At 46.4% G+C, this 14,874-nt stretch carries 7 protein-coding genes; 3 read left to right on the forward strand and 4 right to left on the reverse strand.

Features of this window, described 5'->3' with window-relative positions; translation table 11 throughout:
- Positions 1-706 precede the first annotated feature (706 nt).
- The gene (locus NMK_RS02630) at positions 707-3,796 is read left to right on the forward strand and encodes an anti-phage protein (protein WP_109014203.1); all 3,090 of its coding nucleotides are present in this window, start codon (positions 707-709) and stop codon (positions 3,794-3,796) included.
- 10 nt (positions 3,797-3,806) lie between these two features.
- On the opposite strand, the gene NMK_RS18215 is transcribed toward NMK_RS02630, so the two are convergent.
- Positions 3,807-4,040, reverse strand: a complete 234-nt coding sequence (locus NMK_RS18215; protein ID WP_146187120.1) for a Mu transposase C-terminal domain-containing protein — start codon at positions 4,038-4,040, stop codon at positions 3,807-3,809.
- 381 nt (positions 4,041-4,421) lie between these two features.
- Here NMK_RS18215 and proA point away from each other — a divergent pair, with 381 nt between their 5' ends.
- Positions 4,422-10,403, forward strand: a complete 5,982-nt coding sequence (gene proA, locus NMK_RS02640; RefSeq protein ID WP_227871331.1) for an anti-phage protein ProA — start codon at positions 4,422-4,424, stop codon at positions 10,401-10,403.
- Positions 10,404-10,491: 88 nt separating this feature from the next.
- Positions 10,492-10,761: a hypothetical protein gene (locus NMK_RS18220; protein WP_146187121.1), complete on the forward strand. Its 270-nt coding sequence runs from the start codon at positions 10,492-10,494 to the stop codon at positions 10,759-10,761.
- A gap of 744 nt (positions 10,762-11,505) precedes the next feature.
- Here the strand turns inward: NMK_RS18220 and NMK_RS02650 are convergent.
- Genes NMK_RS02650 through NMK_RS02660 form a run of 3 tightly spaced genes read right to left on the reverse strand, consistent with a single transcriptional unit; the run spans position 11,506 to position 14,809 of the window.
- Positions 11,506-12,387, reverse strand: coding sequence for a plasmid partitioning protein RepB C-terminal domain-containing protein (locus tag NMK_RS02650; protein ID WP_109014389.1), 882 nt, complete (start codon positions 12,385-12,387; stop codon positions 11,506-11,508).
- Positions 12,384-13,271 carry a plasmid partitioning protein RepB C-terminal domain-containing protein gene (locus tag NMK_RS02655; RefSeq protein ID WP_109014207.1) on the reverse strand — a complete coding sequence of 296 codons (888 nt, stop codon included), beginning with the start codon at positions 13,269-13,271 and terminating at the stop codon, positions 12,384-12,386. The genes NMK_RS02650 and NMK_RS02655 overlap by 4 nt, the downstream gene beginning before the upstream one ends.
- Positions 13,268-14,809 carry a recombinase family protein gene (locus NMK_RS02660; RefSeq protein ID WP_227871332.1) on the reverse strand — a complete coding sequence of 514 codons (1,542 nt, stop codon included), beginning with the start codon at positions 14,807-14,809 and terminating at the stop codon, positions 13,268-13,270. The genes NMK_RS02655 and NMK_RS02660 overlap by 4 nt, the downstream gene beginning before the upstream one ends.
- Between the last annotated feature and the right edge of the window lie 65 nt (positions 14,810-14,874).

Raw genomic sequence — 14,874 nt, forward strand, 5'->3', positions numbered from 1 at the left:
GGGGCCAAAGTGTTGCAGGGGCTGATTGGGAACGTGCCTGCAGTGCCTCATAAAGTTGTGCTGGACGGGTAGCCAGTCCATAAATAAGGCGCTCCAAATGCAATCTAAAAGCGATTAATGAGACGCATGAGTTTCAATATTAATCATGACATCATCGACGATAGCTCATCAGTTTGGAATAGTTCTGATGGACCTACCTGTTACGAAATAAATAGGCTATGGATTCAGTTAAGGAACTTAAGATGCCTGCTGAAATCCTGTAGCTGGACTTTCTAACTTAGCCAATCAGACTCAATACTAAGCGAAGTGAATAATCCCAGAGGAAACTATATATTACTTGGGATTAATCATTATAACTATTAAGGGTAATAGGTTTTCCTACGACTATGCCGAGTTTATATTTGACCTGCTTAGACCCTTAATTTGGAAAGGGCTCGACAAATTGGACATGGGCTAAGAAAATTAAATCGCGGTCAAAAAGATAATTTAAAAACAGTTAATTAAATTGGGTAATAACTCCCTTAAATATCTCTTCTTATGACGAACGTAAGGTATTGGCGAGACTGATAACATGAAGGCTTTGAACTGCAAGCTCCACTTGTAGTTTAAATGCAGGAAGCAATTGGTGTTGAGCGGCAGCTTGCTGTTGCAATAAAAGGTAAGAATGCCGATTTTTTGAGGCTACGCATTTTAACAAGGTATAAAAATGAAGATTGGAATTCTCCACCTCAGCGATATTCATATTAGAACTACTCATGACCCCGTGTTAGGGCGAGGGCTACAAATTGCATCTACTACTTACTCGCTCTTACCAGAAGTCGAGTGTCTATTTATTGTCGTATCGGGGGATATTGCCTATGGAGGGCAAGAATCGGAATATAAAGAAGCAGAGAGCCTGTTCAACCAAATTAAAGCTAGCATCCTCGAACAATCAAACATTGCGGTTCACTTTATTATGGTCCCCGGAAACCATGACTGCAATTTCACAGACAACCAATCAATCCGAGATATTCTTATCGAAGCAATCATTTCGGAGCCGTCAAAAGCACTAGATAAGTCCGTCGTTGAAGGGTGCACCTCCGTTCAAGGAGAATTTGTTGTATTCAGAAATAAATTGGAATCTGAGCCTCCAAGTTTTCAAGATTCTCGATGGACAAAATACCAGTTTGATGTCGCCGGCCATCAAATTGTTTTTGATTGCATAAATGTCGCCTGGATGTCCAGAAAATCAGAGGCACAAGGAAAATTGTTATTTCCTGTGGAAGCCTATCAGGATTTCGAAAAAGATACTCCACATCTGAGACTAGCTGTTCTTCACCACCCATTCAACTGGTTTGGCCAAAGCACCTATCACACCTTCAAAAGTTTTATTCGCTCAATTTCTGAAGTGGTATTCACGGGGCATGAGCATACCGCAAATTATGGGGAAAACTGGGACCCCTCAACCAACGAGAGTATTTATATTGAAGGCGGCGTACTTCAAGCAGGGCATCATCCTGACGAGTCTAGTTTTAATCTGGTGACCATAGATTTGTCCCAAGAACAGTATAGATGTGAAAGATTCTCATGGGATGGGGCACGATATTACCCAACTGATGGAGCTGAATCGTGGTCTACGTATAGAAAATATGTTGTAAAGCAAAGGTCAGAATTTGAAATTTCTGCCGAATTTTTAGCTGAATTGAATAATCCTGGAGCTAACTTTAGTCATCCAAGCATTCCTAAGATTACCTTGGATGACATTTATGTTTTTCCTGATTTGCGTTTAATAGATGATGCGCCAACTAAAGACCAGCCTGAAATTAGTTCAAGTGTTTTAGTTTCGCCAGAGAAAATTACCTCTGGAGTCTTGATTCAAGGGGAGGAGAAAACCGGTAAAACAAGTCTGCTTTACACCCTTTTCAAAAGGTATCAATCCTCAGGAGTCATTCCCATAATTATTCGTGGAAAGGATTTGTCGAAAGTATCTGATAAAGAACTGCGTGCGACCATTGATAGGGCAATTGGGCGTCAGTACGGCACACAAGCAATTGTCCCATTTCATCAATTACCTAAAGCAAAAAAAGTATTGCTCCTAGATGATATCGACCAGCAAAAGGCGCCAGAAAAGAACAAAGGTAAAGCGCTTAAATACCTGCTAGGTTTGTTTGGGGGTGTCATAGCTACTTCAAATGACTTGTTTGAATTGGATGAGCTTATTTCATCAGATGTTACAGACCTAGTTGGGTCCTTCCAACAGTATAGGCTGCTACCTTTTGGATATAAGCTGAGGCTCGACCTGGTTAGAAAATGGGCGAATCTTGGAAGTGAAGACAGAGACCCTCAGGCTTTGATGGCCATGGTTGATAAGGTTGAAAAACTCTTAAACACAATAATAGGCAAAAACCTAATTCCTTCGGTTCCAATTTACCTTCTTATCCTGATGCAAAGCTTTGAAGCTGGAAAACAAGGGGACCTACAAAATAGTGCATTTGGGCACTATTACGAATTTTTAATACTCCATTCCCTCACTTCTATTTCTATCAAACATGAAGAAGTTGATGAGTTTATTAACTATTGTTGTCAGCTAGCATGGTTTACTCTCCAGAAAAAAGTAAAGGAGCTTGAGCTTAATGAGCTCAAGGAATTTTCCAAAGCATATTCCGAAGAATATGCTTATGTTGAACTTACTAGCAGGTTAAACCAGCTCTGTACAGCGAAATTGTTAATAAGACATGGGGAGAGTTACTCGTTTTGCTATCCATACGTGTACTACTTCTTCCTTGGGAAATATTTGGCTGAGAACCTAAATGATGGCGAGGTTTCACAATTAGTGAGGCATTACTGCAGTCACCTCTATGTCAAAGACTACGCCAATACGATACTGTTCTTAACTCATCACTCAAAGTCTCCATTTATTTACGACAGTATCAAAGCCGCGCTTGCGGGTCTTTTCAATGACAAGCCCCCCATTGACTATGACGGCGATACCGAAATGCTAAATGAGCTGGTTGAATCCGCACCATCGCTCATCTATCACAAGGGTAATGCTGAAGAGCAAAGACGAGAAATTCGTGAGTTGCAAGATGATATTGAAGCAGGGTCGAGTAGCCATTCTCCTACTGCCTCTCAAGAGCTAGATGGAGACCTTGACCTACCATCCAAGCTGAATTTTTTATTCAAAACTGTAGAAATTCTTGGGCAGATACTAAAGAACCATTACGGTTCTCTTCGAAATTCAATCAAGGAAGAATTGCTGCATGAGTTGTTTGATGGCCCTCTACGAGCCCTTAGGGAATTCTTCGAACTTATTCATAGCCAAAAGGATTTGCTGGTAGCAGATATTGCAGCACACCTACAACGGGGGCATGAGAGCGCTTCTGAGGATGATTGTAAAAAGTTTGCTAGGAGATATGTGTTTGACCTAGTTGGAATGGTGTCCACTATTTTCATCTACAAAACAGCGACATCAGTGAGCTCTGAGAAACTGCTTGATGTTATCAGTAAAGTCGTTAATGAATCTGATTCCGTAGCGTATAAGCTGATTGAGATTACAGCACAACTTGATTTGCCCAACTCAATTCCATTCGCCGGAATAGATAAATTGGCCAAGAATCAAAAAAACAATCCATTTGTCATTCGGCTGATGCAGTCCGTCGTTATTGGACATCTTTATATGTTTAAGACTTCCGACGCCGACAAACAGAAATTGTGTAGTGAGCTAGGAATCCAGATATCACGTCAACGGATTATTGATTACAAGACAAAAGACACCAAAAGACTAGTTAATGCAAATTCCGAGCAGCATGTTAAATAGCAAGGAAGAGCTACATCAATACGCGAACCAACTTGCCGTGCAGCTTGGGGTCGCGCAATTCCGGGCACCAGTAGTAGAAGTTGCTATGAACCTTGATGCCGCGCTGGCGGTCGACTTTGCGCATTCCACGGCGGCAGACCGTGGGGCACGTCAGGATGAGGAAGTCGCGAGTGAGCGTGACGATGCGGTGCGAACGTGCTCCTGAATTGTTCAGGCTATGCTCACACGCCTCGCGTGGAGACATTCCAAAGGCAGGGTGATGTTCGGTGTCGTAAATACTCGAAGGCCCAATATTCCAAACCGTAGTAGAGATATGGGTGTATGAGGTTTATTTATAAACTGTCGGTGACCCTGCTATCTGAGCTACTTGAATTTGTTATTACTTCCAGGGATTTTTTGGTATCGATTCAGAGTATCAAGATTTGTTCGAGGACTAGAGATTGTAGAGATTCAGTCATCCTCATATGCACCACCTACTATCGAAAAAAGTACCAAGGGTTGTTTTACGTCGGTATTGGGGGCGCCTTTATTGGTTCGCTGGGGAATTTATATAACTATGGCTACTCAGCGGGTAACCTTGGTGTCACAAATTGGGCAATAAAAAACATCATGCAAGGCTTCGAGATTGCCTAATTGGCAAACAGGAAGAATTTGTTCGGGGGTAATAATGGCTGATGAAATTAAACAACAAGAAGACTTAGGGGTGGACGCCGTTCATCGAGTTGAAATTAAAGTAGTCACCGACCCAACAACTGGATATGCGGCTATTCAAAATAATATTCCTGTAGTTCGCTCAATCAATATACAGAATCATACGGGTCAGCTATTAGAGGGACTTGAAATTCATGTCGGATGCACGCCGGCATTTGCTCAAGGTGCTCGCTTTCAGTTTGACCGTATGGAGTCTGGTGAAGTCAGAAAGATTGCACCGGTAGACCTGCAACCTGACCACTCATACTTCATCAAGCTTGATGAGAGTGAGAAAGCAACCATAAGCGTTAAAGCAGTTGTCTCTGGCAACGTTCTTGCTGAACAGCATCAGGAAATTGAGGTACTAGCTTATGACCAATGGGCAGGCACACGAAGCCTTCCCGAGCTTCTTGCTGCATTCAGTATGCCCAATTCTCTGGTTGTTGACCGCATACTAGGAAAAGCTTCTGCCTTACTTCGACAGAATCATCCCGGCCACTCCCTTGATGGCTATCAATCGAAGAATCGAGAACATGCCTGGAAGCAGATTTCTGCAATTTACAGTGCACTGTTATCGGAAGGCCTCCACTACTCCAATCCACCGGCTTCGTTTGGTTCAGATGGTCAAAAAATCCGAACCCCTGAACGTATATTCGACGGAAGAGTTGCTACATGCCTAGATTTGGCAATGTTATTTGCCTCATGTTTTGAACAGGCTGGTCTTAATCCGGTTGTTATATTTAAAGAAGCCCATGCTTGGGTTGGCGTCTGGCTCGTCGAAACTAGCTTCCCCACAGCAGTTGTAGATGATGTTCAGGCAGTACGTAAGCGGGTTAAGTCAGGGGAGTTTCTCACTTTAGAAACTACAGGTATCGCTTCAGACCAAAAGCCAACGCTCCGCTGGGCATGCTCAACTGGGGAGGCCTATCTGGAAGAAGAGAATGGTTTCCACTATGCTGTAGATATTCACCGAGCACGACAACTTCAAATTAGAGCACTTCCATCCCGCTCTACCGCTCAAGATTCCACCGTCAACGTTACTGATGATGCTCCTCCTGCAATTGAGGAGATGCCAGCACTTCCACCACTCGACCCGGAGCTTCTACCAGTTACTGACGTTTCAACTCCAGAAACACCCGAAGGCCGCTTAGCTAAATGGAAGAGCAAGCTGCTCGACCTAACGCTTCGTAATCGGCTTCTCAACTTTAAGCCAACTAGAAGCAACCTAAAATTGGTTTGCCCTAATCCTGGCATTCTTGAGGACAAGCTTTCTGACGGTCGGGAATTTCGTATTAAGGCTGCTCCCCAGGTGATGGAGGGCGACGACCCTAGAGCCGCCGCTGTCTTTACAGGTCGAACTGGTCAAATGCCTATCAATGCATTTGCAGAGGATGCTTTATCTAGAAACGAAATTGTCATTGATATACCAGAAGAGCAACTTGATGACCGTCTAATAGAAATTTACCGTTCTGCTGAAGTTGGCAAAGAGGAAGGTGGCGTTAATACGTTGTTTTTGGTTTTTGGCCTGCTTCAATGGCGAGAAGACAAGAACTCTGAGGTAAATCACCTTGCTCCGATACTCTTAATTCCAGTAACCCTTACTCGGCAATCAGTCAGGTCTGGATTCCGGCTTACGCGTCACGATGATGAAGCACTGGTTAATCCCACACTCATTCAAAAGCTGGCGATTGAGTTCCAGTTGAGGTTACCTTCCTTCGAGGTACTACCGACAGATGACCATGGATTGGATGTTGATAAGATTCTGCAGACTTTCAGGTTGCACATAACTGAGCTATCAGGTTGGGAAGTCAAAGAACAGGTCCATCTCGGTATATTTTCCTTCACCAAGTATCTTATGTGGAAGGACCTTCAGGACCGCCAAAAACAGCTCCAAGAAAATTCTGTCGTTGCTCACCTTATCAATAATCCGGGAAAAGCATTCTCGGAGAGTGAAGCAGAATTTCTGCCGACAACTCTTGATGACAAATTTAAGCCTCAAGAATTGTTCACGCCAATGTTGTTAGATTCATCTCAATTGAGAGCAATTTGTGTTGCTTATGCTGGCAACAACTTGGTTTTAGAAGGCCCACCGGGTACTGGCAAGAGCCAAACCATTACTAACCTCATTTGCCATTTATTGGCGACAGGTAAGACGGTCCTCTTTGTTTCCGAAAAAATGGCGGCACTTGAGGTAGTTCATCGCCGGTTAAACTCAATCGGACTGGGCCCTTTCTGCCTTGAATTGCATTCTGCCAAAGCAAAAAAATCTGAGGTCCTCGCTCAGTTGGGCAAGGCCCTAGATGCTGGTAATGCCAGAACCGTAAAGGATTGGGAACTTGAAGCCGAAAGGCTTGCTACCTTGCGGGGTGAGCTAAATTCGTTGGTGAGCGCACTTCATAAAACCCACCCCAATGACTTGACCATCTACGACGCATTTGGGACCTGCATTAAATACGCGCATTGGAAGGCAGCACCCATTGATTGGGCCGACCCCAACCAGTATGGGCGGAAAGAACTAGACAATCTTCGTATGCTTTGCCGGCAAATGGCAGCTCTTGCTGGTCAGTTGCATGACTTAAGAGCTCACCCTCTGCTTGCGATTAAACGAACTAGTTGGACTCCTTCTTGGCAACAAGAATTGCTGGATGGAGCCAATAATCTCTCGATAGCTGCATCAACAACCCAAGAGTTAATTGCACCATTCCTACATCTTCTGGGTAGACCCGAGCACGGTTCATCTTGGTCAGAGCTAGCATCATTGGACCGACTTGCAGATGTGTTGTTGAAAGCATCAAGCGTTCCGGTGGGCGTTGCTCGTTCGGCCACCGATGAAGTCGCTCGAAATCGTCTGAAGATACTCCGTCATCATGGCTTTCAGCGCGAAGTTGCATGGAAAACTTTTGAAGGCACATATCGAGAGGAGGTGGCCAACCTTAACGGACAAGAACTCGAATTCCAGTGGGGTGAGGCCAATATCTCTTGGTGGCCCAAAAGTTGGTTCTCAAAACGGGCTTGTCTAAAGCGTTTGGGGCTCTATCGGATTGACCGTATGGCCCCCAGTGAGACCGAAGCCAACGGACTCATTAGTGCTCTTCGTAAGCTCAACGATGAAGATAAGGCTTTGAATGCAATGGAAGTGGAAGCAACTGCGCTTCTGCAGGATGAATTCAACTCCCACAAGACTGATTGGAACGCTGTTGATGCCCATGAAAAATGGGCAAAGGAATACTCAGATGCCCTGATTCAATTAGCTAACGGCGACATTCACCTTCATGCAGCCTTGTTGAGTAAGCTCTTGCCCTATGTAACAGATAACAGAGCGATGCTTCGGTCCGACGGCATTCTGGGTGGGGCGTTGATTCGATATCGTGATGCTTACCGACATCTAGTAAGCGAGGTGCATCGAATCGCTGAGTTTAGCGGAGCCCAGGACTCGTTTATTGAGGAGCCGCATGCCTCTGGCGCAATTCAGCGCCTGCTTGCCCAACTGCAAGGTTGGCAACAAGCGGCCCACCAAATTCAGCCTTGGTGCCTCTGGCAGAACAACAGGGAAAAGGTCATCAGTGCCGGCCTGATTGGCATCGTTCGTTCCCTTGAGTCAGGTGAAGTTTCTCTCGCTGATATTGCTGAGTTCTTCGAATACTCATATCAATGTTGGTGGGTCCGCAAAGCCATGGACCGAGAGCCGGTGCTTTGTGCGTTTTCCAGCGCGGACCACGAACGCAAGATTGCAGAATTCAAGGAATCGGATGAGCGATTCCAGAGGCTGACTCAGCAGTATGTCATTGCAAAGCTTTCCGGTCAGATTCCCTCTAGCACGGCTCTAGTGCCCGGTGCTGATTCGGAAATGGGCAAGCTTCGTCGAGAACTTACAAAACAGAAAAAACACATTCCAATTCGCCAATTGGTGCAGAGCTTGCCGACACTGCTTCCTAAGCTTAAGCCTTGCCTATTAATGTCACCATTGTCAGTTGCTCAGTATCTTGAAGCTGGGCATCAGCCATTTGATGTGGTCATCTTTGACGAAGCATCACAAATCCCGGTCTGGGATGCTGTTGGTGCAATTGCACGAGGCAAGCAACTTGTTTGTGTTGGTGACCCTAAACAGCTTCCACCAACGAATTTTTTCAATCGCGTCGATGAGGATGACGGTAATCAAGCTGAAGATGAGGTGCAAGACCTCGAGAGTATCCTAGACGAGTGCATGAGTATTGGTCTGCCAAAGCTCGGCTTAGACTGGCACTACCGAAGCAAGCATGAAAGCCTGATTACCTTCAGCAATGCCACTTATTATGAAAACCGCTTAATAACATTCCCTTCCCCAGTAACCGAAGATAAAGGGGTTCGTCTTGAGCGGGTACATGGGGTGTATGACCGAGGAGGTTCGAGAACTAATCGCGCTGAGGCTGATGCAATCGTTGCAGCCATTGAAAAGCACTACCTCGATACCAGAAACAACAAACTGTCTCTAGGTGTAGTGACTTTTAATCAAGCTCAACAGAGTCTTATCCAGAATCTACTGGATGTCCGCCGTCGTGCCTCGACCGAACTTGACCAAGCTATAGCGAATGCTAGCTTTGAGCCCTTGTTTATAAAGAATCTTGAAAATGTTCAGGGCGATGAACGCGACATTATTTATTTCTCGATTACTTATGGTCCAGATGTATCCGGTAAAGTTGCACTGAATTTTGGACCACTCAATCTTGAAGGTGGACATCGTAGGCTGAATGTAGCTGTATCTCGTGCTCGGCAAGGTGTCGTTATATTCAGCACTCTCATGCCAGAGCAAATCGATTTATCCAGAGTAAGGGCAGCTGGTGTTAGAGACCTCAAGAACTATTTGGAATTCGCTATTCGCGGACCCAAAGCCCTTTTTGAACAAGTTGTACCTACTGGATTAGAGCCAGACAGTCCCTTTGAACAGCAGGTCATTAGCCTATTGCGCGAAAAAGGTTGGACTGTGCATCCGCAAGTTGGGGTGTCTGGTTACCGAATTGACATAGGAATTGTCGACCCGCGGGCTCCTGGTCGCTACCTGTTGGGTGTGGAATGTGATGGCAGGATGTACCACTCGGCCGCAACTGCAAGAGATAGAGACCGCTTGCGTCATTTGATTCTCGAAGGTTTAGGTTGGGAGTTACATAGAATCTGGTCAACCGACTGGTGGAGAAATCCTCAGGAGCCATTGAAAAAGATTATTGCGCGCCTAGAACATCTTTTATCGATAGAGCCAGAATCTACTCCCCCAGAGGAGGGTCCTACAAATTCATCTGAAGATTTAGCGGTCAACAATGTAAGTGTTGCGGAAACACAAGCTTATGCCAAGCAGGTTGAACCGGAAACGAATGCTGCAAAATCCAAAAAGTTGACTCCATATGGAGCTATTACCGTTCGAGGAGGAAACCCTGAAAAATTTTATGAGTTCTCATCACGGGGGACACTCCAAACACAACTGATGCAAATCATTGAAGAAGAGGGTCCCATTGCTGACTTTGTGCTCTTCCGTCGGCTTGCACGTGCATGGGGATTGACTAGAACTGGGAACAAGATTACTGAACTGCTGCGCGCAATCGTACCGTCATCAGTGACGAAAACTAAAGAGGGCGATGTTACCTTTTACTGGCCCAACATGATTCAGCCCAGTGAATGGGAGTGGTTTAGAGTCGCAGACCAATATGAAATAAGCAAAAGACAGTTGGATGAAGTTGCACCTGAGGAATTGGCAAATCTAGCTGTTTATATATTATCGCAACATGGGTCGACTAGTTTTAGCGAACTAGCTCGCACAATCTGCCGACTTTTACAAATTGCCAGGACGACAGCTGATGCTGAGGACAGAATCAAACGGTCTTTATTGGCTGGAAGGGGCAAAGCATTAATTGACCTAAGGGGCGATATTGTCACTCTGAAACGGTAACAATGAGGCTGAGGAAGAAAATAAAACGGCTCCATTAAGGAGCCGTTCGAATGTATATTGGGTCGGTAGTCGCAACTGGGAGAGCATCATGATTGCGAGACTAAGGCTGATTCCTCTTTATATATTAGTTGCTTCCTCAGTAGTCCAGGCTCATACGTTTACAGATTTGGGGACCCTTGGTAGTGATTACAGTACTGCATTTGGGGTCAACGATTCTGGCCAAGTGGTTGGTTATGTGCTTTCAATAAACGATGGTCCTGTTAATGGTGGACCTATTCCAGTGCCAGAGCCAAGGACCTACGCCATGTTGATTATGGGGACTTGGTTTACTTGGGTATTTCAAGACATTCAAGTCTAAAACTCAAAGCTGAGGAACAACCCCTAGTGCAAATCATTGCTATCCTAGAAGTCAGTCTAGGCGGGTGGATTACAGATGAAAGTATTCTTGGGGCAGCGCAAACAAAAGAGCAGTAGTCATCTAGAGGACGGCCAATTGCCCGTCGTCTGCGACTTGTCTTTGCCCCAACCCCCTCATTTCAAGGGGTTTAGTTACACCCCAGAGGAAGGAATCGAGATGTCGAAGCGCGGCAGCTATTCAGACATGCCAGGTCTAGAACCCAGGCAAAAGTAATTAGGTGTAACAAGGTGGCTGTAAACTCGAATCGAATCGCGGTAATCTGTACGTTCGTACAGTTATTTTAATGCCGCAACATGCAATCGCTGGATTAGTTGCCTCTCCGGACTCTTGGAACAAAAGAAAAAGGCTCCGATAGGAGCCTTTTGACTGTCTGTCGAGCCAGGGTGGTCGCAACCTCTCTTTAGCACGTCAATGCGGGGTCAGAGACCAGTGCCACTAAACCACTGCCGCCACCTCAGAAACACCGGCGTTTCTGCTGCCCAGGAGACCAAAGACCAATTCCGGTGATGTCCTTGCCTCAAGCTCTTGCAGCTACCCAACAGCACCAGTATAAGGATTTCGCCTAGGCATGAAAAGAGTGGCGGACATGATGAAGCTAATGGACAAGGAAATTCCACATCATGGGGGCCAGGCAGAGCATAAACACGTTCAATCCCATCCTTAAAACCTGACAGCAAATCAAAACTAGGCGTCTAACGATGAGACCTGAACGATAGCCTCAAATTGTGCGTGAATTTCGTTGTGATTCTGGCGTAAATATCGTGTGACAGACTCATTTTCTAGAAGCTTGGCCAAGTAGCCTCGGGCTAGCACGAGATTGAGCACATCCTGCCCATAGTTTTCTTCGACGAGTTTATATTGACCCTGCAGGTTTTCCATTTCGCGTTCCATGCGCGCCATCTGCTCAGCACTGACCCCGTGCAGCCGGCTTGGCTTTTTGCCATCAACCAGGAATTCGACTGGGGTCGCAGCTAGCAGAGCTTGTGCATAGGTAATCCCGACATTGTTAGCCGCAATCATCAGCTCCACACACTCTAGTTGGCGCGTTGGTTTCATCTTTCGCAGAATTCGCGATATCTCTGGTGAGAACTGTCGGTCTTTCAGCATCTCAATGGCCTCCGGACAAATATTATCCAGCAATGCAAGCTTTCGGGTGATGTTGGTTATATCGACGCTTAATACCTTAGCCAGCCGTTCAGGAGAAACCCCACGCTGAACAGCTCGACGAAGCATGTAATGTTCTTGTATGGATGAAAGCCTGTTGACACGACTGTTGTAGGTGTAAGCCTCATCGTCTTTAGATATGAGACAGGGGGCCTCTTTATATCCAAGGTCTTGCAGAATCAGGAGGCGGGTATGGCCATCCAACAGCATATGCATTCCTTCTGAATGCTCGACTGGAGCTACCGAAAGCGGTTCAATTAATCCTATTTCCGCTATCGATGCTGAAATTTGCTTGTATTTTCGAGAGTTGGAAAGTCCTGCGACAATTTTCTTTGATGCAAGAATCCGGTCAAGCGGTAAGGAGAGGGCAGCGAGTTCGAAACCAAGAGGGATATTGCTCATGCCAAAACACCACTTGGCCATACTTGTTCAGCTAGATATTGAGGAAGGGTGTCTAGGCCCTCTGCTCTAAGCAAATTAACGAAGTTTTCATTGGCAAGCAATTGCCTTAGTGCCCCAATCACAAACAACAGTCGCTGTTGAGTAAACTCGGCTTTTTTGACCATGATTTTCTGACGACTGACTTCCTTTTGATAGGTCCTAATCAAACTTGCTGAGCTCACACCGGTAGATTTTCGCGCTCCATTCTTGCTAATTGTTCTGCCAAGAGTTTGGCGACGTTCAATGACACGTCGTGCCTCTTGCAGTTGTTTGCCTCGCAATGTGCCAGACTCGTAAGCATCCTGAAGTGCGCTTTGCACTGCATGGCCATCATCACCAGCTCCAACAATCGTCATGGCGGTTCTGAGCGGTATACGTCCAGTTTGTACTGCGACCAGAAGCCGTTCTTCACCTTTGAGTAGTAGCGTCAGAATGTCCTGAACGTAACTGAACGTGAGGCCAGTTTTCTCGCTGATTTGCTTGGTGTTGTAGCCTTTATCAAACAGAGCCCGAATGCCCTCCAATAATTCAAGCGGTCGGCATTGCCGCCTAGCGATATTTTCTGCCAAGCTCATAATGAACGCGTCCTCATCACTCACTTCAACAATGATGGCAGGGATGTGGGATTCTCCATGCAACAGATAGGCTTTCAAACGGCCCTCACCACAAACCAACAAAAACTGTTCCCCCCTTGGAGTGACTGTAATTGGCTTTTTGAGTCCGATGGCTTTAATGTTTCCAACTATCTCGCTAAATATCTTGCCGTTACGCTCTCTCGGGTTGAGCACATGAATGCGGTTAATGGGAATCATGCGTACATCTGCTGACATGACCGGATGGGTCATGCCGCTCTCCTCAAGTGCGCGCGTTCCGCCATTCCATAGAGGTACTGCAAGCTGTCAAAGCGATAGCTTTCCAATTCAATCCGGTTTTTGTCTGAAAGATGGATTCCAGGTTGCCAAAAATCGAGTCGCGGCAACAAGTAATAGTCCATGACTTGAGTGTTTTCGTAGTTGAGGCGGACAGCGACGGTGATATCGGGTGCCAGACCAGTATCAAAGCGAATTTTCCAGCGATGGCAGCCCGAATCGAGGGACTGACACCTGGATAACACCAAAGAGATACTGAATTCATCGTTGAGATGCAGGAGGTCGGTTATCTGGTCGCGAACCACTCTACCCCCAATTTGTACGATGGCGGCTTCCGTTTGGGCAGTAATATCCGGATGCAGCTTGCGCAAAAACCGGTTGGTTTCGAGAAAGTGATAATCCCGGTCCGGGGTAAAGCCCACTAACTCATAAGCTCGGATGAGACTGCCAAACCGGTGAGAATATACAGCGGCGGAGGGCACGCTCTCGCACTCGTTAATGATGAGGCCCGACAGGTAGCCACGATGCTGATACAGCGTGCGCAGGCGCTCAATGAGCTCTCCATCGCTGTAGCGCTGCGCTCTTGCTCGGAAAATCCCTTGAGCCGTATAAAACACCTCCGGTGGCACGATAGGCTCAAAGGCACGCTCCTTTTTAATCCACATGTCCGGGGTGTTTTCCACGCGGAGCTTTTTAAGCTTGAACGACGTACGGTTGTAGATGTTATTGCCGATATATTTTTCATTGGTCAGAACCTCCGTAACTGTCGCCCGCGTCCAGGGGCGACCGATATCCGAGAGAATGCCCATCGTATTGAGTCGTACTGCAATGTCGCTTGATGAAATGCCATCATCGATAAACCAGCGATACATCTGATTGACGGTTGCGACTTCATCGGCAGGGCCAGGCATCAGGATGACGCGGTCGGTTTGCAGGCTTTTGTGTTCGCCTCTGGCGAGCTCACCCTTTATTGAGCCGCTCTGGTCAATCAGAACCCGGCGTAATCCATAACCAGCCGGTCCGCCTTGCCGATATCCCAGTTCAATTAGCCGGCATTGCCCAGCAAACACCTTGGCCGATAACTCACGGCTGTATTCCCCAGCCATGGCACGCTTGACGCCCTTAACGATAGTAGAGACCGGGCTGCCATCGTTTTCAAATTGCTCAGCGCAATAGGCGACTTGGATACCGGCACGTCGGCAAATGTATTCGTAGTACGCGCTTTCGTCCGCATCCTGGAAGCGCCCCCAGCGGCTGACGTCATACACGAGAATTATCTGAAAATCTGCAATGCCTAATTCGACGTCCCTAATCAGCTGCTGCAGAGATTGTCTTCCACCAATATTGAGGCCGCTTTTTCCCTCATCTGCATAAGTCCGGACAATTTCGATGCCACGTCGGGCCGCATATTCACGGATTTTGTCGCGTTGGTTGGATGTGGAGTATTGCTGATGCTCCGTCGACATCCGGACGTACTCTGCGGCACGGGGTATGGTTGTCTCGGCATTCTGCATGGTACTGCCAACCCTCACAAAATTTTGGATTAGATAGTCCAGCTCCAGGTCTGATGCTGTCAGAA

Origin of the sequence: Novimethylophilus kurashikiensis (assembly GCF_003112435.1) — a bacterium.
Lineage (GTDB): Bacteria > Pseudomonadota > Gammaproteobacteria > Burkholderiales > Methylophilaceae > Novimethylophilus > Novimethylophilus kurashikiensis.

What these genes read in the sequence shown, in the direction of transcription:
- NMK_RS18220 (WP_146187121.1), top strand. Translation starts at nt 10,492, where the DNA reads ATGATTGCGAGACTAAGGCTGATTCCTCTTTATATATTAGTTGCTTCC.
- NMK_RS02650 (WP_109014389.1), bottom strand. Translation starts at nt 12,387, where the DNA reads ATGAGCAATATCCCTCTTGGTTTCGAACTCGCTGCCCTCTCCTTACCG.
- NMK_RS02660 (WP_227871332.1), bottom strand. Translation starts at nt 14,809, where the DNA reads ATGCAGAATGCCGAGACAACCATACCCCGTGCCGCAGAGTACGTCCGG.
- NMK_RS18215 (WP_146187120.1), bottom strand. Translation starts at nt 4,040, where the DNA reads ATGTCTCCACGCGAGGCGTGTGAGCATAGCCTGAACAATTCAGGAGCA.
- NMK_RS02630 (WP_109014203.1), top strand. Translation starts at nt 707, where the DNA reads ATGAAGATTGGAATTCTCCACCTCAGCGATATTCATATTAGAACTACT.
- NMK_RS02655 (WP_109014207.1), bottom strand. Translation starts at nt 13,271, where the DNA reads ATGACCCATCCGGTCATGTCAGCAGATGTACGCATGATTCCCATTAAC.